General features: G+C 44.6%; 23 protein-coding genes and 2 pseudogenes. All 25 read left to right on the top strand.

Features of this window, described 5'->3' with window-relative positions; translation table 11 throughout:
- Window positions 1-237: 237 nt before the first annotated feature.
- The 25 genes and pseudogenes from L1N85_RS19810 (at window position 238) to L1N85_RS19695 (ending at window position 20,018) form a co-directional block, all read left to right on the top strand.
- Window positions 238-795 carry a recombinase family protein gene (locus L1N85_RS19810; protein WP_235240779.1) on the top strand — a complete coding sequence of 186 codons (558 nt, stop codon included), beginning with the start codon at window positions 238-240 and terminating at the stop codon, window positions 793-795.
- 298 nt (window positions 796-1,093) lie between these two features.
- Entirely contained in the window at window positions 1,094-2,050 is a 957-nt protein-coding gene (locus L1N85_RS19805) for a WD40 repeat domain-containing protein (protein WP_235240778.1), read from the top strand.
- Window positions 2,051-2,147: 97 nt separating this feature from the next.
- Window positions 2,148-2,579, top strand: coding sequence for a GNAT family N-acetyltransferase (locus L1N85_RS19800; protein ID WP_328285248.1), 432 nt, complete (start codon window positions 2,148-2,150; stop codon window positions 2,577-2,579).
- Window positions 2,580-2,793: 214 nt separating this feature from the next.
- Window positions 2,794-3,249: pseudogene (locus tag L1N85_RS19795) on the top strand (NucA/NucB deoxyribonuclease domain-containing protein); the annotation flags it as partial.
- On the top strand, window positions 3,232-3,456 hold the full coding sequence (locus L1N85_RS19790; RefSeq protein WP_235240784.1) for an excalibur calcium-binding domain-containing protein: 225 nt from the start codon (window positions 3,232-3,234) through the stop codon (window positions 3,454-3,456). The pseudogene L1N85_RS19795 and the gene L1N85_RS19790, both read left to right, overlap by 18 nt.
- A gap of 303 nt (window positions 3,457-3,759) precedes the next feature.
- Window positions 3,760-3,894 (top strand): annotated as a pseudogene (locus tag L1N85_RS19785) (ATP-binding protein); the annotation flags it as partial.
- Window positions 3,895-4,763: 869 nt separating this feature from the next.
- A complete protein-coding gene (locus tag L1N85_RS19780) occupies window positions 4,764-5,075 on the top strand; it encodes a hypothetical protein (RefSeq protein ID WP_235240776.1) in 312 nt (103 codons plus the stop codon).
- Entirely contained in the window at window positions 5,065-5,346 is a 282-nt protein-coding gene (locus tag L1N85_RS19775) for a hypothetical protein (RefSeq protein ID WP_235240775.1), read from the top strand. Before L1N85_RS19780 ends, L1N85_RS19775 begins: the two co-directional genes overlap by 11 nt.
- Window positions 5,347-5,364: 18 nt before the next feature.
- Window positions 5,365-5,763, top strand: a complete 399-nt coding sequence (locus L1N85_RS19770) for a PadR family transcriptional regulator (protein ID WP_235240774.1) — start codon at window positions 5,365-5,367, stop codon at window positions 5,761-5,763.
- 15 nt (window positions 5,764-5,778) lie between these two features.
- Window positions 5,779-6,456 (top strand): RAD52 family DNA repair protein, encoded by a 678-nt coding sequence (locus L1N85_RS19765; RefSeq protein ID WP_235240773.1) that lies wholly within the window; start codon window positions 5,779-5,781, stop codon window positions 6,454-6,456.
- Between the two features lie 550 nt (window positions 6,457-7,006).
- Window positions 7,007-7,273, top strand: a complete 267-nt coding sequence (locus L1N85_RS19760; RefSeq protein WP_235240772.1) for a hypothetical protein — start codon at window positions 7,007-7,009, stop codon at window positions 7,271-7,273.
- Between the two features lie 13 nt (window positions 7,274-7,286).
- Window positions 7,287-7,463, top strand: coding sequence for a hypothetical protein (locus tag L1N85_RS19755; protein ID WP_235240771.1), 177 nt, complete (start codon window positions 7,287-7,289; stop codon window positions 7,461-7,463).
- Window positions 7,464-7,560: 97 nt separating this feature from the next.
- Window positions 7,561-9,480, top strand: a complete 1,920-nt coding sequence (locus L1N85_RS19750; RefSeq protein WP_235240770.1) for an ATP-dependent DNA helicase — start codon at window positions 7,561-7,563, stop codon at window positions 9,478-9,480.
- 15 nt (window positions 9,481-9,495) lie between these two features.
- Window positions 9,496-10,209: a metal-dependent hydrolase gene (locus L1N85_RS19745; RefSeq protein WP_235240769.1), complete on the top strand. Its 714-nt coding sequence runs from the start codon at window positions 9,496-9,498 to the stop codon at window positions 10,207-10,209.
- 908 nt (window positions 10,210-11,117) lie between these two features.
- A complete protein-coding gene (locus tag L1N85_RS19740; RefSeq protein ID WP_235240768.1) occupies window positions 11,118-12,206 on the top strand; it encodes a hypothetical protein in 1,089 nt (362 codons plus the stop codon).
- Between the two features lie 312 nt (window positions 12,207-12,518).
- Window positions 12,519-12,857 (top strand): hypothetical protein, encoded by a 339-nt coding sequence (locus tag L1N85_RS19735; RefSeq protein WP_235240767.1) that lies wholly within the window; start codon window positions 12,519-12,521, stop codon window positions 12,855-12,857.
- A gap of 17 nt (window positions 12,858-12,874) precedes the next feature.
- Entirely contained in the window at window positions 12,875-13,618 is a 744-nt protein-coding gene (locus L1N85_RS19730) for a hypothetical protein (RefSeq protein ID WP_235240766.1), read from the top strand.
- Complete coding sequence (locus L1N85_RS19725) at window positions 13,615-14,319, top strand: hypothetical protein (protein WP_235240765.1); 705 nt, start codon at window positions 13,615-13,617, stop codon at window positions 14,317-14,319. Before L1N85_RS19730 ends, L1N85_RS19725 begins: the two co-directional genes overlap by 4 nt.
- Before the next feature lie 50 nt (window positions 14,320-14,369).
- Complete coding sequence (locus tag L1N85_RS19720; protein WP_235240764.1) at window positions 14,370-15,506, top strand: hypothetical protein; 1,137 nt, start codon at window positions 14,370-14,372, stop codon at window positions 15,504-15,506.
- 1,010 nt (window positions 15,507-16,516) lie between these two features.
- Window positions 16,517-17,230: a reverse transcriptase domain-containing protein gene (locus L1N85_RS27310; RefSeq protein ID WP_268818378.1), complete on the top strand. Its 714-nt coding sequence runs from the start codon at window positions 16,517-16,519 to the stop codon at window positions 17,228-17,230.
- Between the two features lie 20 nt (window positions 17,231-17,250).
- Entirely contained in the window at window positions 17,251-17,574 is a 324-nt protein-coding gene (locus L1N85_RS27305; RefSeq protein ID WP_268818377.1) for a reverse transcriptase domain-containing protein, read from the top strand.
- 112 nt (window positions 17,575-17,686) lie between these two features.
- Window positions 17,687-18,004: a hypothetical protein gene (locus tag L1N85_RS19710; RefSeq protein ID WP_235240763.1), complete on the top strand. Its 318-nt coding sequence runs from the start codon at window positions 17,687-17,689 to the stop codon at window positions 18,002-18,004.
- Window position 18,005: 1 nt separating this feature from the next.
- Window positions 18,006-19,280, top strand: a complete 1,275-nt coding sequence (locus L1N85_RS19705) for a ThiF family adenylyltransferase (protein ID WP_235240762.1) — start codon at window positions 18,006-18,008, stop codon at window positions 19,278-19,280.
- A gap of 55 nt (window positions 19,281-19,335) precedes the next feature.
- Window positions 19,336-19,566: a hypothetical protein gene (locus L1N85_RS19700; protein WP_235240761.1), complete on the top strand. Its 231-nt coding sequence runs from the start codon at window positions 19,336-19,338 to the stop codon at window positions 19,564-19,566.
- Window positions 19,563-20,018, top strand: a complete 456-nt coding sequence (locus L1N85_RS19695) for a hypothetical protein (RefSeq protein ID WP_235240760.1) — start codon at window positions 19,563-19,565, stop codon at window positions 20,016-20,018. The genes L1N85_RS19700 and L1N85_RS19695 overlap by 4 nt, the downstream gene beginning before the upstream one ends.
- Window positions 20,019-20,248: the final 230 nt, after the last annotated feature.

Here is a 20,248-nt window from a genome sequence, read left to right as displayed (position 1 = left end):
AGGGTAATACAAACAAACCCAACACCAAATCATCAATATGGTGTTGGGTTTGTATGTAATGCAATGCGGTGCGGTGCGGTGCGGTGGCAGTCTAAAAAACGATCGTTTTTTAGACTTTTTAAACAACAGCTTAAAATGCCCCAAACTGACCATTGTTTTAGTCTATTAAATCGTCTATTATTCAATGTGTATTAAATATGCTAATCGAAGGTTTAATAGACAATAGGGGATTGGGAAATGGATAAAATTGGCTATGCACGTGTTTCGACTTCCGATCAGTCCATGGATTTACAAATCGATTCTTTGAAGTCTTCCGGATGTGATCGTATTTTCGAGGAAAAGGTCTCCGGAAAGAAAAGTGATCGACCAGAGTTAGCTCGCTGCTTGGAGTACTTGCGTTCCGGGGATACATTAGTCATCTGGAAATTGGATCGACTTGGTCGGACGACAAAGCAGTTAATCGAGCTTTCGCATGATCTTAAAGAAAGAGGAATCAGTCTGCAGATCATCACTCTGGGAGTAGATACTAGCACACCGGCGGGCAAGCTTTTTTTCGCTATTATGGCTGGTTTAGCTGAAATGGAGGCAGAGACAATTCGAGAAAGAACCCAGGCCGGCTTACAAGCCGCTCGGGCTCGAGGTAGAAAAGGAGGAAGACCGCCATTGGATAAGAGCAAAGTTGAAATGGCGTTGCTTCTGTATGACAGTCGGAAATATACCATAAAAGAAATAACCGAGCAGACCGGAGTATCTAAAGCAAAGCTTTATCAAGTTCTCAAGAACAAAAACGCTTGAATCGGAAATTTTGCTTACAGGCTTATGGAATTTCAGCGATCCTTTTTTAAATCGGACTACTTTGCCTGCGGCCTGGGAGTAAGGAAGAAATCCGGACAGAGATACGGGCTGGCAGCAGAGTTGCACTGCGTGGCCATCCTGGAGGCGGAGTTAAGCTCCCATCGAAGAACGCAATACTTCCATAATCTGTGGTGTCGCGTGAGCGGCATGGATGGCTAACGGGCAGTATAGTTATAATCATAAATATCCAAAATGTTATGTAGTGTATTTCACAATTGCGCTGTTAAGGAGATAAAACATGTTTCAAATGAATCTAATAAAAAAACTAAAAACTTCGTACAGTATAAGGTTGTCTAGTGATAACCGTTTTTTGTGTCATAATATGGGTAGAAAGACAATTGTTTATGATTTTACTTCGTGGGAAAAAATTATTGAGCTAGATAAACCTAATAATCCAAGCAACTTAAGGTTCTCTAAAAACAATGAATATTTATTAATTAAAAATACTGTCGGTACCATTTGCGTTTACGATACAGTCGACTTTTCATTGGTAAGAACATTTCAATCCAATAAATCCTTTAAATTAATTGAGGGTGATGTTAATTTTACCCAAGACAACTCGATACTCGATGTTCTCCACACCAGTTACGGTCGACAAATCGCATTAATTGATATTCACACAAAGGAACATAAAATACTCACAGATTTTGAAGACTCATACCCTTCAACCGGTTGCCCAACCATGATTTTTTATAATCAGTTTATACAATCTGAAAATTCACATTTATTTACGTTGAGTTATGTAGACGAAACAGATTACAGAGTACATAAAATTGTAAAAGTTAAAGAACCCATAAATAAAGATTCTAGTGAGGTTCTTAGCAATTCAGAAATTTGGTATTGGGATTCCGTAATTTTTGACTCCACTTATCAAGTTTTTATTTTAGTACAAGATTATGAAATAATCTTAATGGACTCAGATTTTAAAAAAGTCTTGAAGAAAAAACATATTGTTACTAATGATTATCTTGACGACGAGATTGGATACTTGAGATACTTCCATCTTTCAAACGATAGTAAGTTTATCGTTGTTACTTATAGTAGCAAACTTTTCATCTTAAGGTATGACGATTTAACAACCATATTGGTTGAGAACATTCCTTATGCTTGTTTTGCCGAATTTAGTAACGATAACCGACATTTACTCGTTGGTACGTGGAATAACGGATACGTGTTAGAGAATAATCTAAAATAGATAAATCGAAGCGGTTGGGGTGTTCCATTTTGGTGGCTGCCAATGTGATTTTTGATGAGTTTTACACCAGTAATCTATGATTTAGTCAGGTGGGTGAATGATATTGGATGCAAGGATAAGACTGGCGAGCCCAAGTGATGCAAATCAACTTTCAAGGCTTAATCAAGAGTTTAACGGAGGTGACCAAAGGCCTTCTGCGGACATAATTGAGAGCCTAAATGACAGCGCTGAATTGATTGCTGTAGCAGAAATAGGTGGCAAAGTCGTTGGTTTTGGTTGCGCTCAGAGTTTTCGATCATTCTGTTATAACGGACTTCAAGGAGAGATTACCGAATTGTATGTTGCGGAAGCTGCTCGAAGAAAGGGCATTGCCACTTCATTAATATTTTATTTGGAAGAAAACTTAAAAAAACGCGGAGTGAAAAGTGTTAAAGTACTAACAGGAAGAAGAAACAATGCTGCGATTAAAACCTATGAACAATGCAACTATCATCAGGATGATGAGCTCTTGTTGAAGAAAAAGTTGTAGGACTCCACTAACGGGCACGATAGTTGAGCATCGAAGGGCTGCCGCGTGGCAGCCCTTTTCTCCGCTAAACTGTTAGTCTAAAACGAAACCAATAGGGGGCTTTGCATGTCTCCCCTTTACATGGATGCTCTTTGAAAATAAAATGAGAGGAAAAAATATGATCGGAGAGTTTTAATTGAAAATTACTCGTTTACTATGTTTGGCTTTAATTGTAATGTTCGTTTCCGCTTGTAGCGGTACCGCAACATCACCGCAAGAAACGATGGTGGTTTCAGACCCTTCTATTTCACAGAAAGCTGTTGCATCCTCTCCTTCACAATCAGTCTCAATTCAGACTGAACACGACGAATACGACTACGAACTCATCTTTCCAAGCGATGATTATCCTGAAACCGCCTTACATATCCTTGGTGCCATCGAACAAGGCTACGCTGATGTCTGTACGATAGACCGTAGCGGAGCTGATGAAAATCGCAAAGAATCATTAGCTGGAATAGCTACCCGTGACGGTTACGATCGGGACGAATGGCCGATGGCAATGTGTGAGGAAGGCGGTAAAGGTGCTAGTGTAGCTTACGTTGAATCGAGTGACAATCGCGGGTCTGGCAGTTGGGTTGGGCATCAGCTTTCGGCGTATGAGGACGGAGAAAAGGTGCTGTTTATAGTTGAGAAACCGAAAAATCTTTTTTTGAGTCAACCAGCAACACCGACTTCTACAGCACAACCAACAGACGATCTAAAAGTAACTGTAGAACAGGATGTCTATTATGCGAATTGTACAGCTGTACGCGAAGCCGATAAAGCTCCGCTCCATCGAGGTGATCCTGGTTACTCTAAAAAGTTAGATCGGGACGGCGATGGTGTTGCCTGCGAGTGATTTATAGAACATACTGTTGGATGAAAAAAGTATTAGACGAAAATAAAGTTAAAGCATCGTACAATAAAATTGAAATTGAAAATAACATACAGATATCAATGGTATCACGTATCTCCGTCCTTTTTTATGCTTGCCATAATAGCTCTCCTAATAAAGAAGCCCCTATAGAGGGGCCGCGTTCTATCTTGTTCTCTTTTTAACGTTGGCTAGGTGATTTCACACCGACGAATTACAATGGTTTTGCGAATCCCGTTTACAATCAGATCGTGCCGGCGCTGTAACATGTTTTTTATTGCCTTCTTCCCCGAAGGATGGCATGATAAAATCGGAGAACACACAATGGCGGACGCCATCCTGGACCGTATCGTTCATAATTCCTATCACATGCTCATCGACGGAGAAGATTCCATGAGAAAGCGGAAGGCGCAGTTGATTTAATTCTAGAATCGCCAACGAGGGTCACCTATTCGCGGTGGCTCTCCCGTCCGCGAGGGTGGCTCTATTTTATTAACAACGTGGCTCTCACTCATTAACCAAGTGGCTCTGCCACACCGAAATATTCAAGACAAAAGGGGATTGAAAAATGGCCAAGATACCACAAGTTTGTAACATTGAGAGTCTCAATTGTCATCCTACATATTTGTAAACAATATACTTGTTTCCACGTAAGCGAAGCGCCCCAGCACGGGACTGCGTGGCCTGGCATCCGCTGTCTGCCACATTGCTCTTTCTCCGCTCACCTTTTCCCCCCGTTCGTCTGCCGTTCCCTTTTACTTATGCCATCCCTGCTCCTGATACTTCCATAGGTCTTTCCTGCTTCCCCGATCCTCTCTCGAGGTCCGCTTTTACTACCTGCAGCCGTCCCTGACCCTGTGATCTTCGGCACCGGCGCAGATCTTCCACTCTTGATGCGCTTCGAATATCGTTTGTGTTGACTTCGACTGTTGGTTAAGTCATCTCCCTTTCAACCGGGTTTTGGTTTTGCGCGAAGCGCGCGGCGGCCCCCCCGACGGGCGGAACCTGTTTCTAAGTACGGATCTAGTTGCAGGGATGATAGCTGCAACTAGAAAAGAAAAAAGCCAAAGGATAAAACGGAATATAGGTAGCAGATTAGTGGTTTGCAACTAGGTACAATTCTAGATACAGAAGAGTAGAAGACCCCGCGAAAAGGAGATAGATAAGAAAATAAGAAAAGTAGCGACGGAATGGCCTGACATGTGTGTTTACAAGTATATTGATTGCAAGCGTGTTTATGATATAATGGAAATATAGGGGAATACATGTTTGGATGAATGGAGGTTGAATGATTGGTTAATGCGAATATTCAAGAAAATGAACGGCAGTTTGCGCCGCTGCTTGCTTCCGTCACTGCACTTGGGTTGACCGTCACGGAGCGGGATGAAGTGGTCGGAAACTACCGCTTCATGCACGAGGCGGCCCCTGGATTTGCCTATAAGCACATATGGACACGGGAGTACGTTTATATCACTGAAGCGGGTGCTGTCTATTCTGGTCAAATTAACTTGGCTAACTGGCCTATGCCTGTTGATTCGCGTTCGGAGCACGAAAATGAGATTGATTACAATTTAGAGAAGGGTGGGCTAGAGGATGAGATTTGATAAAGGTGATGCTGTCATGTGGCCGTCCGAGCCCGGAGGAATTCGTGAGGAGAGGCGCGGTACATTCATCGTACGTATACCGCCTCAAATCGATTATCGACCATTCTTGCCGCCTGAGACGCCTAATAACAGTTTCAAGACCGATATGCCTCGCAGTGAGATCGATCGAGCACTGGTTCAGGTTCTGCAGGATGATGGCAAGCCTTACTACTACACGCCACGATTTAGCCAGCTTCGCAAAATAGACGGATCCACAAATTCCACAAGTTAAGGGAAAGGGTGAAGCCTCATGGCACGCAATGAAAATCCGATTGAGAAGCAAGAATCGCTCGGTTACGTCGTTAAGGTTCAACAAGTCATCGATTTTATCGTATTATCGGAACTGCAAGACGGACAACTCTACGCTAAGGAGCTCGAACAACGTATCATCTTGGCCTTAGGTGGATCAGTAGGCGTCAATGACGGCTATCTTAGCCAACGTCTTAAAACACTCGCTGAGCAGGGTCACGTGACCCGGAAGTGGGAGGGAGATAATCGTTACAACCGATTTTATCGAATTTCGGATGCCGGAATGGATTATTTCAAAGGGTTGATGCGCGAGCTGCCCGATCGTGTAAAACGTGCGCAGCAGGTTTATAACCGTTTCGAAACCTATATGGATAAATACGGAAAAATGAATCTGAGCTAAGAGAGGAGCCTGCACGTGGAACAATTTGATTATACAAAAGCTATAGAGCTTATCAAGGCCCCGTTCCCGCCTGGTACCGTACAGAAGCGGGGGGACAACGGACGGGCGTATATCCCTAACCAGGTTTATACCGATCGCGTCGAAGCCGCGACAGGCAGTCAGTGGAGTCGAGAAATCAAAGAAGTTGAGATCAACATTCCGCATGGTTTTGTGAAGGTCGTCGCTCGGGTGACAATCGGGGAGCATTACCGTGATGGTGTTGGCTTCTCAGAGATAGAGACGGATCAAAACGGCAAAGGTAAAGCCCTATCCAACAAAGTTGACAAGGCGTATGCGGAGGCGGTCCGTGAAGCGCTGGACACTTGGCAAATCGGTTGGAAGGATCTCGCTCCGTTTTATAAGGAAGCGAAGGATTGGGGTAGCAATCCCGCACTCCGTCACTTGCTCGAATCCGCTCCAAGCGATGGCAGCAACGATCCTGGACCGCAGTCTCGCGGTTTGGTCGGTCACAACTGTATTTTCTCAGGGTGCGGAAAGCAGCTGTCGCGGGATGAATGGGATTTTCTTGGCTTGATACCGTCTCTCAATCGTGAGAAAATGATTTATTGCTTCTCGCATATCCCGAACCACATAAAAAAGAGAGCGCCCGTTGATGTTATCGCGAAATATGAAGACAGAATCAAATCTACTTAAAGAAATGTCATTTCTGGGTTAAGAGATGCTGAATACACAAAATTCTTCGGCACAATTCTCCTATTATTAAGTACGTTTAAGTAAACGTCGGCAAAGTTACTGAGAAGTATGAAGATAGAATCAATGGACACAAAAATATCTGATAAAAGGTAGGCAGTATGAGAGGGCGGAACGTACATTACACTCGAAGGTGAGCGATTATATGGAGGACTTACAGATTGCTGCATTCTAAAGGAGAAAAGGTATAAATCAAAAGATAAAATTGTTCGGTAACAAACTTGCCCTGGGTATCGTTCATTTTTTAAAAATGACATTATCAGGTATTGATGATTTAGCGGACAAACATAATACTGCTTTGAGGCGTGGCCCAGTAACAAATTTCAAAAGATCGGTTGAGATCAATAGTAAAATCGTCAGGGGCGAGCCTACAAGTGACGATTTAATCGAACAATTCATTATCCGAGATATAACGAAAGGCCATTAAACCCCCATATGAGATACATAGGCATAAACCAGGATCTTCTTATTTTTCCTACAAGGGAGGATTTGAATGTACGTACCACCATCAATTTTAGAAGAGCGATTAAAGAGAACGAGAAAAGCCGTTCGCCAAACTCCCGACCACCTCGATAAATTATTGCTGCTTCTTGATGATTTGCCGATCGAACACAAGGAAGACTTTGAAATTGAAATAAAAGTTTTTCTCCGTACTTTGCAAGATCATTATAAGGTATGGAATACCGTATTGGCTGAGTCGGAAAAGCGTAAGGTTCCGACATACGGCGTGTCAAGTAATTCGATGAATACGACGTTGTGAAGGAGACTCATTTATGTCCCGAAAAAAATGGTTAATCAAAATGGCTTTGTATTTAGTAATAGTTTTGCCTGTTATTTTTCTAGCATTGCAACAATTATCTTTGGAGCCATTATTGAAGATAATAGTGTATTTAATGGCTATTCTTAGTGCTCCAGCATTCGTAGGTCCCTATCCAAAATCAACAAAGTGAAAAAGTGAACAAAGGGTTTGGATTTATTCTAGTAATACTGTACTATTGTTGTATATTAGTATACTAATATATATACGACTGTTAGGAGGTACGCCGCATGGAAGACTTTATTAACAGAGCCTTGGGGCAGGGCGGTCATTTATCCAAGCTTGTTAAGGGATATAGTCCGCGGGCCCCTCAAATACTCATATCTACAAAGGTTGGAAATGCTCTTTTACAAGGACGGCATTTACTCGCCGAAGCGGGTACAGGTACCGGTAAGTCTTTAGGCTACCTAATACCGGCTGCCCAGTGGGCAGTTGCGAACAATAAGACGGTCGTGATTTGCACGCATACGATCCCGCTTATGACACAGATCGTGAATGAAGAACTGCCACGCGTAGAACAGATCTTAAAAATGGAGAAGAAAAACCTTCGTTACCAGCTCGTCAAAGGTAAATCGCACTATGTTTGCAACACGAAGCTTGAAGCGCTTTGGCAAGAAACCCTTCGCGGTGCTAACGAGGAATCGAAGATTGTTCAGAGGATTTTCAAAAAGGTAAACCAGGAGCGAATCGGAGACCGTACCGGACTTGGCTTTGACGTCGAGGATAGCCTTTGGAATAAAATCTCCGCTTCTTCCTGCCCAGCCATCACGAAGCCCGACAGCTGCCTTCTGGAAGAACTGAAAGAGAAAATGCAGAAATCCCATATCATTGTTACCAATCACGCTTACTTCTTCAGTGATCTGATCATGCGGAAGAAGACTGGAAATGGGTCACTCCCAGCCTATGAAGCCGTCATTTTCGATGAGGCTCATGAGATCGAGGATGTATGCTGCAACATATTTGAAAAGCAGGTCGATATAAACCGCTTCGAAACGCTGTTCGAATATCTGTTTAAAAGAGAATCTTTCAGCGCACTAGATCACGGCACCCAGCTTGATCTAACACAGATGCGGCAGAATATTGAAAAGAAGCTAGATGATCTATATACGAAGGTCGGGCGAAGCATGGAAAACAATGCTTTCAAACTTATGGATGAGAAGATCGATGTAGGTGACGTCTGCCAGGCACTCACAGAGTTTATCGAACGAGTCAGAAGCTTGAACATTCGAGGTATATCGGATCTTCTGGATCGGCTTTTTGAGGGGAACGATGATCTTGATTTCATTGGGGATAAAGAGAAGAAGTCATGGGGCTATTGGGTAACTGTCCGCGGAAGGGGTAAGGTCACACTTCACGCAGCTCCGTTATTCCCGAAGGTCGTTCTTTCTTTCGGACTGTTCGATAAAGTGCCTGTCATTCTGACCAGCGCTACCATATCAACCAACGGCACCTTTTCATTCTTTGCCGGACGTGTCGGTGTCAAGGACTACGATAGCGTAATGGTTGGTAGCCCATTCGATTATGAGAATAAAACAATGATTATCTGTCCGGAAGATGCTCCGGATCCGGACAGCCAAGAATTTATTCCTTATACGATTGAAGCACTTAAAGAAATTCTGATGTATTCCGGCGGACGAATGCTTGTGTTGTTCACAAGCTTCGATACCATGAACCAGGTCGCCAAGAAATTCCAACAGCATTGTATCGACTACGGCTATAGCTTGCTTACGCAGTATTCTGGTTGTGACCGGGAGAAGATCATTTACCAACTCAAAACCGATTCACGAACGATCGTGTTCGGCTGCTCCAGCTTTTGGACAGGGGTAGATGTAGCCGGCAATGCACTTACAACACTTGTCATTCCAAAGCTGCCGTTTCCGATGCCAAATGAACCACTTATCCAGGCGCAGCTCGAATTGATTGAGAAAGCTAAACGGAGCAGTTTTTTTGACTTCATGTTTCCTAAAATGATGATCAAATTGAAACAAGGATTCGGCCGCCTCAACCGTTCTATTCACTGCCAAGGAGCTGTTATTATTCTGGACAATCGGATTCGAACGAAGCGTTATGGAAAGATGGTAATTAAGAGTCTTCCGAAGTGCAAGTATTCCGGTACCCTGGAAGACATGATTCATATCTTGCCCGTATAGAAAGGAATGGTCGACATGATGGGTAAATCCCACCTGATTATAAGCACTGGCGTCACACTCTCCGTTCTCGGTATGGCAGACTACAAGATTTCGCTCCCGGTCGCCGCCGTGACTGCTGTTAGCGCCCTGCTTCCGGATATTGACGAGCCGAATTCTCTACTCGTATCCCGCGCGATCCCGAAGCGCTTCATCCAGTTGTTTCAGATCGCACTTGTTGGTCTTGGCGCTGTGCTCTACTTTCTTGGTCAAGCGTTTGCTCCGTGGAATATCCTGTTGGCTGTGCTGGTCGGGCTTGTTTCCTTCATGCCAACCCGCTCCCTTCGAAACGTCGTAATGATTCTGATCGGCGCTGGTCTGATCGCTTTCGGTCATTCCCTTGTACCGTGGAGTTATCTTGCTGGCAGCCTGTTAATCGTTTGTGCGCTGCTGCCGCACCGAGGCTTGACACATACGCTTTATGGATTAGTTGGATGGATTTTGATTCTGTTCTTCTCGACTAATCATTATGATACGTCAATTTGGATTGCCGGCGGTCTTTCGTACCTGCTTCACCTGTTGGCTGACTCCGTAACCAATCGAGGTATTCGGCCGTTTCCGCCGTTTGAGTGGCGCCTGAAGCTTAATCTTATGAGTACCGGAACATGGAAGGGAACAATTGTTGAAACCGGCTTTATTGGACTTACTTCCGTTTTGGTGTGGTTCGTATTCTTTCGTAATTTTCCGCTTTAAACTTGCCCTTAAATATGAAAGGAGTCCACTTATGAATAAAAATTTGATCGATCATCCTCTTATCAGTATCTTTTTTATGACGGTTAAAGAGCGATTTTCCATAACAAAACGAGTGCTTTGAGGTTCTGCAACTTCTTTCTATCCAGGGCGGCTCCAGTAACCGTGAATTAGGAGAATCCCTTCGCATGTCATAAAAAAATGGCAAAAAATCATATCACAAGTATACAAAATAAGTTCAATGCCCGCTCAAGGTCTGAGATACAAGCAGCCGTCTTCCGCGATACCTTACTGCTGTTCTTGAACGTCTTCCATGTTAAAAATGATTCGAAAGGGAGTATATCGCATGGGACTACTTTTTAAACTCAACCAAAAAATCGAGGAGTCAGTTAAGACCGACAATCCTGCAGTCCGCCTGCAGCTACGCCGAGCTATTGTTACAGATCTTATCGACTCCGATAATAAACCTCTTCCTAGGTTGGACGCCCCAGCATCTTCAGAGGATATTCATAAACTAAACAGCATCAAGGACAGACGGGGGAAACATTATAAACATTTTCAGTTTCTGCGGTTTTGTTCCCATAGCAGTATTTTATAAATAATTCAGTTTATCGAGTAAAGCGCGAAATACTATTTTACTAGTTGTAGAAAGGGATGATATGCTAGTCCCTTTCTACGATGGTCTTAGCCACTACTTCTTAACCATTTTCTTGAGTAGCTCTAATTGATTCAAAACCTTATTCAGAGCTATTAATATGTTAACTGTAACCATTACACCCCTAACTACCTTTGACATTTCAATCACCTCCGTTACAATAAGTTTCTTGCTTCCTCATTGTATAATTCCAACAACGCAAACTTGGTGTATTTCGCGTACCGATGCTATAGTAAAATATAGCGGGGTGATGGAAATGACGCGAGATGATTTAATATTATTTGCTGCACAAAATGGGTATTTAATATCAGATTCACAAATAGAACGCTGGCATAAAAAAGGCATCTTGCCTGCTCCTGAACATCTTCACCCAAAAGGTGTAAGCGGATCTCTTTCTGTATATCCAGAAACTACAAAAGATAACTTGAAATTATTATTAACTTCTGAAGTGAGTAAAAGAAATCTCGATGAATTATTTCTAGATGTTTGGCTACGTGGTGGAAATGTTGAATTGAAGAACCTACGGAAAGTAATAACAGGTGGACCATTCAGCACTATAGAAAAACTACTTAAAAGCCGAGTTACAAGCTTTTTCAAGTTTGAGCGTATGCTGATTAAGTACAGCGAGCGTAAAGGCTCCATCCTACCTTACGAAGATGTTTATCACGTTATAACTACTTTTAACGTACTCTTCAGTGTTCTTTCTCCAAATACCAAAGACAGGATATGGGGGGAAGGGGCAGACATCAAAGGTACAGGTGAACTATCTGCAGTAACTATTGCACATAAGGTCATTGGTATTGATGAACATGAAAAAGCTTCACAAGATTCTATCTTTGACGAAATGAAAACTGTTCTTAATGTAAAGACGTTACGTAAATTAGTTGAAAATGCTGATGAAAAAAAATTTGATAATGTACGAAAGGATTTTTTCGTTCTTGAAAGAATCATTTCTGCCATGAGAGATCTAGAAGTTTACAAGGGTAATAAATTAAAATTATTTTGGCTTATCCGATATTTTCCTGATAGATCCGTTTCTATGAGGAGCATTATGGTAATTGTCCTTTTAGCAATAAACGATCGCAACACCGTCCACTGGGCTAATGCGTGGAAACATAATTTAGATCTTCTCGAAACATTTGCAAAGTACTGTAATCATATGAAAAAACATCCTAAATTAAAAAAGCGAACTAATTGGATCCAGTATTTTGGAACGTGCCCACTAGAAGAACTGCTAAGCATACGATCGCACCATAATTTATTTTGCGAGCAAAATCCAAGCTTTTTACAAACTATTGCAATCTTTGAATCAAAAAAAGGAGAGATAATTATAGAATCCAGCTAGATCATGAGGAATGGATTAATGTGATTAAGGTTATTTTCACGTAAAGCAAATACCACGAATCACTACGCAAAACAAGCCCCACAGCCTTTTTATATCTTTATCCGCTCGTACTCGTATGCTATAATATTTTCATTACGAATTTCCTTTATTTTCTTTGCTGTCGTTAATTCGGCAAAGAACGGGTAGAAGCGGTCAATGGCCGTCATTAAGCAATAGGGTGTAGAAACCGGAGAACATAAAGTATGCCTATTTCGGCATGCTTTTTTTGTTCCCGGTTTTTTTTATGCCCAAAAAAAGGAGGACATTTGAAACATGCGTATCAACCTGGATAGTCTGAAGGCAAATTTGCCTGCACCAGAAGGATACCAACAAGGTTACACACCAGGCCTATTTCGTGCAATCGAAGCTGCCCATCACAACAGCAACAGCGAGAAAGTTGACTGGAGTTCGTTCACCTTGTCGGAAGCAGAGCAGGCCCTCGAACACGCGATGAATTACGTAGACGCCGAGTATACGGAATACGAGCTTGATGCGGATGAGTTCCCGAATGAAGGGAACGCCATTCACGAGTATCTCCATAATACCGAGGTTATCTACGCAATCAAGCATTCGGTGCCGGAGAAGCAGACAGAAAATGTCGAATTCTTTTAAGAAGGGTGGGAGGTAATTTGCACAAGTCGTATTTATGGGCAGAGCAAATTGGTCAAATGCAGGCGAAGTATGATGCGATGAACCTCATCAAAATCGCGTTTGACGCGGGTTGTGATGTGGTGACGGAGCCCATCAATTATTACGTCCATGATTTCGGCAGCCAATACACTGTTTTTTGGGAGTGTCTGGAGCGGATTTTTGGTGAGGTTGCTCATACCTTTGAAGGTATGAATCAATACGGATCATCGGTAAATACTTATCAGATTCCGATGCCTGAACTAAGGGAATTTTTCCGGATTGTCGATCATGCCGAACAAGGGAAGTACGTTTCCAAGTTTATGACCATGATGGCTCACAGCGATGATTATTTCTGTGAGTTTGAAATGGAAGGCATGGTGGCCGGCAACTGCCTTCACGTCACACTGACCAATGAAATGGGTTTGTACGCGCCGATGCTCAAACAACTGGTGGCAATTCGAACGATAGTCCGAGAAGAAATCCGCAAGCGCAAGCGAGTGATCATTAACGGTCTGCGGAATCTCGTGCTGTCCAAAATGGTCTATGATCGTCTAGGTATTGTGGTCGACATCTCGCTGGATGAACACGTCAATGTAGTATTCTCCCGGATCTTGGAGCTGCTGGAATTCAACCTTGTTCTTGGACCGGATGACGCATTCTCTTACGAAACGATGATCGAAATGCTGAATACGTTCCTTGATCAACGGGTAATTCAAACTAACAGAGGGGATGTGGCAGCGTGAACAATCAGACTGCACAAATGGAAAAGGAAACCGGAACAAAGATGGTCATTACGATTCAGGAGTACGGCATGCCATTGATCGAAGAGTTTTCGGATGGCGTTAGCATGGGGAGCGGGGCATATTCACATGAGGTTGTGGCGAGAGCCATCATTCAATCCCTGGATTATAACGTGGTCCGGACGCCCATCCTGCCGAAGAACGCAATTATGTATTTTGAAGGACCGATGCAGCGCTTTTGCGTCGTGGAGATACCGGCTCATAAGCGAACAGCGTTCTACCATCAAGCGGTCTTGAAAAATGTTCCGTTCCCACGGCTCGTCATGGTTTTCAAAATGCAGATTCAACATGAGAAACTGCATATCATGGACGTCTTTGTTGCTGCGCTCGAAAGCGAAGCGATAACCGGTGATGACGCGAAGGTCTACTTCTATCCCTACACGAATGTCGAAAGTGACTTCTCTGTGTGCTGGGGTGGACAGCAGCTTCCTGTTATCGATCGTGTATCGCAGCTCTCCACGTTTCCGGAACTATTCTTCAATTCGCCGAATTCGGACTGCTATTACAGCAGTGCAAATCTCAGCAAGAAGACATACCGGGAACTGATCGAATCGCTGAAGGGCAAGAAATTCCCAGACGAATACCTGAAACCAACAGGCTATACGCTCCAGGAATGGGTCAACAAACTGACGACATCGATCTAATTTTTAATAGGTGGAAATTCAAAAACAAAAATTAACTGGAGGTATTTTAAATGTCCTACGATCTGTTTTCCTACTTTGGTGGCGAAGAATCCTTTTCCGCTCCGACTGAACCACAAAACCAAGCAGGCCAGGCCGGCGAAACTCCGGATCCTGGTTCTTCCTCTACGGCGACCGGCGCGTCTGCATCCGATGCTTGCTTGGATGATACGTGCGACACAGGAAAAGACGAAAAGAAAGTCGTTTATCTCGCGTCCGATCGGCTCAGGGCTCAGCAAAAGCCGAAAGAGCAACCGGGAGATGCTTGCGGTACGGAAGGCAGCGAAGACTCGCTCCATGGCCACGACAGGGGCTCCATTGAGGATGACCTGACCGACGAAGACCGAGATGCACTCAGCGATGATCCGGAAGCGGATGAAGCTGCAGCTGATAAAGCGGAGCTTGGCGGCGGGGCAGCCAATACGGAAATCGTCAAATCGGATTCGAAGACGACGGTAACCCCAGGAAGCATAGAAACCAAGAAGGAAGAGAAGAAGCCAGTATTCAATAATGTTACGTATATCTGCTATGCGGGACATAAATTCCTGATCACCAAATTTTTCGATCAAGAATCGCTGGCCACTCTCGAGCTCGAGGACGTTCGTAAGCGTTTGGAGAAAGACTTTCCGGAGCTGTCCAAGCAGCGGACTAAAATGGAGTGGGATGAGAAGAAAAACATCATCTGCCCCATGGTCACCGGCGGAAAGAAGGGAGTCTCATTCAGCCAAGGGCTGAAAGGCTTCTTTTTTCGCTCCAAGGATCTTTTTGAGAAAAAAGAGCCGATCAACATCCTTGCCGCCCGCGACGGATACTACGAAGTACGTGAAAACGCGATCGGCGTATTTATCGCTAAGGCACCAGTGGTAGAGGAATTGGAGCCTTGCCGCGAAGGTTTCAAAATGAGCCTGCCGAAAATTCCGGAAGATCTATTTGCACAATTGGTTTCGTTCTTTGCAGACTACGCCATGCACGAAGTCGAAGTGATGGGCGTTTTCTACTGGGATACCGAAGGAGAACAGTATGTCCTGGATGTGCCATTCCAAAATGTTACGAAGGTATCGATCGATCCATGTTACAGCGAAGTTCCGCTGCACTATATCAAGGTAGCGGAAATCCATTCGGTGCGCGTTGTTCCTAGACAAACTGCGTAGAAATGCGCAATAAAACTAGGGGAATTTCTCTTTACTCAGCCGACCACTTTTCATCCCATCTATGGGAAACTATCATCCCTAGAACGGGATGGAAAGGACGTGTTTCAATGATTATTAATGGCGTTTATGATATTGAGGTTAATGAAGGTGTTAAAGAAATCTGACTCGAAAGCAAACACAACGACCTGATACTTTTTCACATTACAACCAACAAAGAGAACGTAACCGAATTTGAGATGTTGTATGAGGGATATCCGATCGCTGATGCTCTATCCGAGACAGATATTGATGCAATTCTTGCCTATCTGAATACCAATAACATTACTCTGGCTGAGTAATAGTTTTGAAATTCTAACTGTACGTTCGAATTGGCAGGGGAAGTTCCTGCTATGGTTTATAGGTCGGTAAACCATCCCTGAAGCTCCGGCATGCGCCGTCATAGTACCATGACAGCGTATGAAGCCCGGTAAAGGCGCAGAAAAGCAGACCTGCGAAGCGGTTAGCGAAGTATGCGGGGGGCCATAAACCTGATATGCCTACTCACCAGGAACTGCCGTTTGAAAGTCTCGTAAATTTCGATGATGCGAACAAGGAAGCATCATACTCCCTTTGGGAGATCATTCGCGGATGATAATGTCGTGTGGTTATCGATCTGTATCTGTCCATTTTGGATAGATGATCTTCGCCCGCCGACCGTGGGCAAAAGATTGGATGACGGGACAGAGGCAGGGGCTAAGTCAGGGACATAAGGCTTGGACGTGCGGAACAACGGAACTCTCGAAGGTAGAGACTGTTACTGGTCGATGACCCTAACCGGTAGGAAATGACCGGTGAATCGAGAGGACAGCAGCCCGTAGTAGCGTTGAAGTGGGGTAATGCCCACGGAGCGAAGGGGCATAGTCATGGACGCCACAGGAGATATAAGTATCTAAGAAGTCATGGAAGCCGCTGGGCATACCTGACTAAAGCCAATTCAAAGACCACTCTCCGAAAAAAAGGAGGTGATGCCATTGGTTCAACAATATGACTTGCCCAAGTCTGAAAGCGAACTAAGGAGCCTGTTAGATACATTCTTTGGTTCAACACGACAAGCCTTGGTCGGAGGGATACCCCCTCGGTTCAAGGGACTGTTGGAGATCGTGGCATCAGACGTCAACATACTGACCGCTATCCACAAGGTTAAAGCGAACAAGGGAGGCAACACACCGGGAACAGACAACGAAGTAATCCAAACCGATGTTCTTGAAAAGGAATTCCCGGTCGTCATGTCCCGCGTTAAAGACCTTCTCCACAATTACAACCCTCGTCCGGTCAGGCGCGTCCTGATTGACAAACCAGGGAAAACGGAGAAACGGCCTTTAGGCATCCCGGCAGTCATTGATCGCATTGTTCAGGAATGCGTGCGTACCGTTCTCGAACCAATTTTGGAGGCTCAATTTTTCGATCATTCCTTTGGTTTCAGACCCATGCGCGACGCGCATATGGCTCTCAGGAGAGTTATGAATGTAGTGGAACGCGGATATCACTGGATTGTCGAAGGCGACATCTCGAAATTCTTTGATAACGTGAACCATAACATTCTTCTCCGAAAACTATGGAATATGGGAATCCGCGACCGTAGGATTTTGATGATCCTTAAACATATGCTGAAAGCCGGCATCATGGATGAGTTTCATACGAATGATCTCGGCCCCCGCAAGGGGGAATCATATCCCCGCTTCTAGCCAATGTCTATCTTCATAAGATGGACAGCTGGGTTACTAGAGAATGGGAGAATATGCGGACGAGAATAGCCTACAAAGATCGGAACAAGAAGTTCGACGCACTTCACCTGCGCAGTAACCTCAAACCAGTTTACCTGGTTCGATATGCTGATGATTGGGTTCTCATCACTAAATCCAAAGCATCGGCTGAAAAGTGGAGGCGAAAAATCAGTAAGTACCTCGATAGCAACCTGAAACTCAAGCTATCCGAGGAAAAGACGCTGATCACCAACGTTACCAATAGACCCATCAAGTATGTCGGTTTTGAATACAAAAGAGCGCAACAAGCGGGAGGAAAACTCTAGACTTTAGGGTGAAATTAGATACTTAATCACCGTGATACCATGATGGAGCGCCGTATGACTCCGAAAGGGTCACGTACGGTGCGAGGCGGGGGAAAAGGGGCCGTAGCGGGTAATGCCGACGCAACCCCTTACCTATCGCCATCATAACACAATGAGAGCATACTTCAGTAGCGTGGATGATGATGACGAGTTAGGTACGATGCTTTATGGAGTTGTCGGCCGCCTGCAGCAAGGCGTGTATCAGATCACGTATGATCTTTGCACCCGTGCGGGCGTAGCCGGCCGTTTTATCCCCATCAAGCCTAGCGTCATGGTCGAAGGAAACTATCCGGAGGGAACGGTTAAGGTGCTTGATCCTATATCGTATCCAAATGAATGGCACGAACGGGTTCGTATCATACAAAGAACAATAAACATTGGGGGCAAATGAAATGGTGAATATACTCGGATACCACGAAAATGATCCTGTGAAATCCTACGGTGAATCGAAGATATCTAGTATTTTCTATTACATCGTGATGGTCGGCTGCGGAGGAAATGGTGGCTATGCCGTCCAGCGTATTGCAAAGATGATGAACGCATTTTCCGGCGTTTCCTCATTTCTCATGCTTGCCGATCCGGACACGGTAGAAGAAAAGAATCTGCTTCGGCAGCCCTTTATCGGTACCGATATCGGAAAGAAAAAGGCCGATGTGTTGGCCAAACGATACGGTGGCTCTTATGGATTAAAAATCGGTTCATACTCCGATACGTACATCGAATCGGTTGAGCAGCTGGAAAGCCTCTTCTCGCATACAGATTACCTGAAAACGAGAGATAAGCATCTCCAGAAGGTCTTGATCGGAGCGGTCGATAATGACTTTTCCCGCAAGATTATGAATGATTTCTTCCAAAAGTCGGACGACCTGATTTACATTGACGCGGGTATCGAGGGCGTTTTCCTCCCCCGCGGCAACAGGGAACCGGATGAATGGACGGACGAGGAAAGACAGGAGCATATCGAAAGCGGTTATTCCGGACAGGTCGTTGTCGGCGTGAAGAAGAAAGGGAGCGTCATTCTCCCGCCGCTTGATGAGGTTTACCCCATCAATGCGAAGGATGCGATCCCGCCTTCTCACAGCTGCGGCATCGAGCCGTATCAGCCTCAACGCATGATTTCAAACGAGAATGCCGCACTGCAGATTTCTACCGTCATGAACGAGCTTTTCGCTTCTGATAACATTCTCGTGCATGTCGTCAATTTTAATTCCAGAACAGGGAATTGCCGTCCAACCTATGTGGAGGACGTCATACCCGGTCAGGAAGCAACAATCGATTCGGTTTATTCCGGTGGTGAGGGCGAAGAACTGAGCGACAAGGTTGAAGGTGCAGACGATGAACTTGACGCCGAACTCGTGGAATTTAGAGAGGACGTCAAGGAGCCGGCTGCGGCGGATGGCGAATCGGAAGTGCGCACGCTCGAACTTGAACTGGAACCGGTTGATTTGGCGTTGATTGAAAATCTTTACAAAGTGAGTGATCTTTCCGACTCGTCGAAACCCGAAGTATACGACGCGATTGTGAAGTATGCGGACGAAACGCTTAATGTGAACCTCTTGGAGTGGCGCTGCCACAACCTGCAGGTATCTATTGTCGATCGGGACGGAAAGACATACCTGGTTGCCACCGACATTCCGAAAACGGAAGAAAGCGGCATACCAGCATGACGAAAGGGACGCGAAAGCGTCCTTTTCACTACTCACTATGGAAGGGGTAATTTGAATGGAAAATTCAGCTTCGCAGGGCTACCGCCCTGTTCCGCCTGAGCTTAGAGCCAGGGACAAGGAACTGCACAACCTGCAGCTCCGCGCTCTCGATCGTTACGATTTCGAAGAGGCTTCAAAGATTTCCATTGAGCAGAAGGCGTTATGGGACGCACGGTATAACAAGGGGCAATCTTCGCCTTCGGCCAATGGTAGCGTGCATGTAGGCGAGGAGTGTCTAGCCTCATGAACGAAGCGGAGCAAGAGAAGATTTTCAAGAAATTCAAAAAGGTTGTGGATACCCGTGACAGCCAAAAGATCGATAAGGCTCTGTACAATCACCTTCATTTGCGAGCGGGATTTATTGCCCATAGCCGGCATGGATTTATCGAAACCTACAGCGGTAGGGGATTCCTGGATTTCATCGAGCACTTCGAACAATGCTATTCTCTTTCTTACGGACCGTTCGGTGAATTTAATCTCCGTTTGAAGCAGTATGTATTGGAACACGCTGAATTGATCCGCGAAGAGTTTGTAATCAAAGCTGAATATGCGGAGCGTGCATTGCTTCAATCGCTTGCCGTGAAGCATGGATTAACGGTCGTCAAAGCTTCGGACGCTGTGTCCCCGCCGACAACGGCGCCAGTGGAGGCATTTGATTGTATACTCTCCGAAAAAGGGCATTACGAATTCATGTTCTAATAAAAATGAGGGGAAACCGGGCCAAAAGGCTTAGGTTTTCCCTCTTTTTAATTGACGAAGCGAGCGAGTTATAATAATATTGTCTTATTACGTTATTTATTGATTTTCTTTGTCGCTGAATTTCGACAAAGAAGGAGCAAGCCGGAGAACCCGGCAATATAAATTAGGGCTTTTTTAGCTATGGAGACGCATGACACCTTTGGTGTCTTTTTGTGTTTTCATGGCTTTTT

Source organism: Paenibacillus alkaliterrae, from assembly GCF_021532375.1.
GTDB lineage: Bacteria > Bacillota > Bacilli > Paenibacillales > Paenibacillaceae > Pristimantibacillus > Pristimantibacillus alkaliterrae.
The sequence above is the reverse complement of the archived record's forward strand: the minus strand, read 5'-3'. Positions and strand labels throughout refer to the sequence as shown.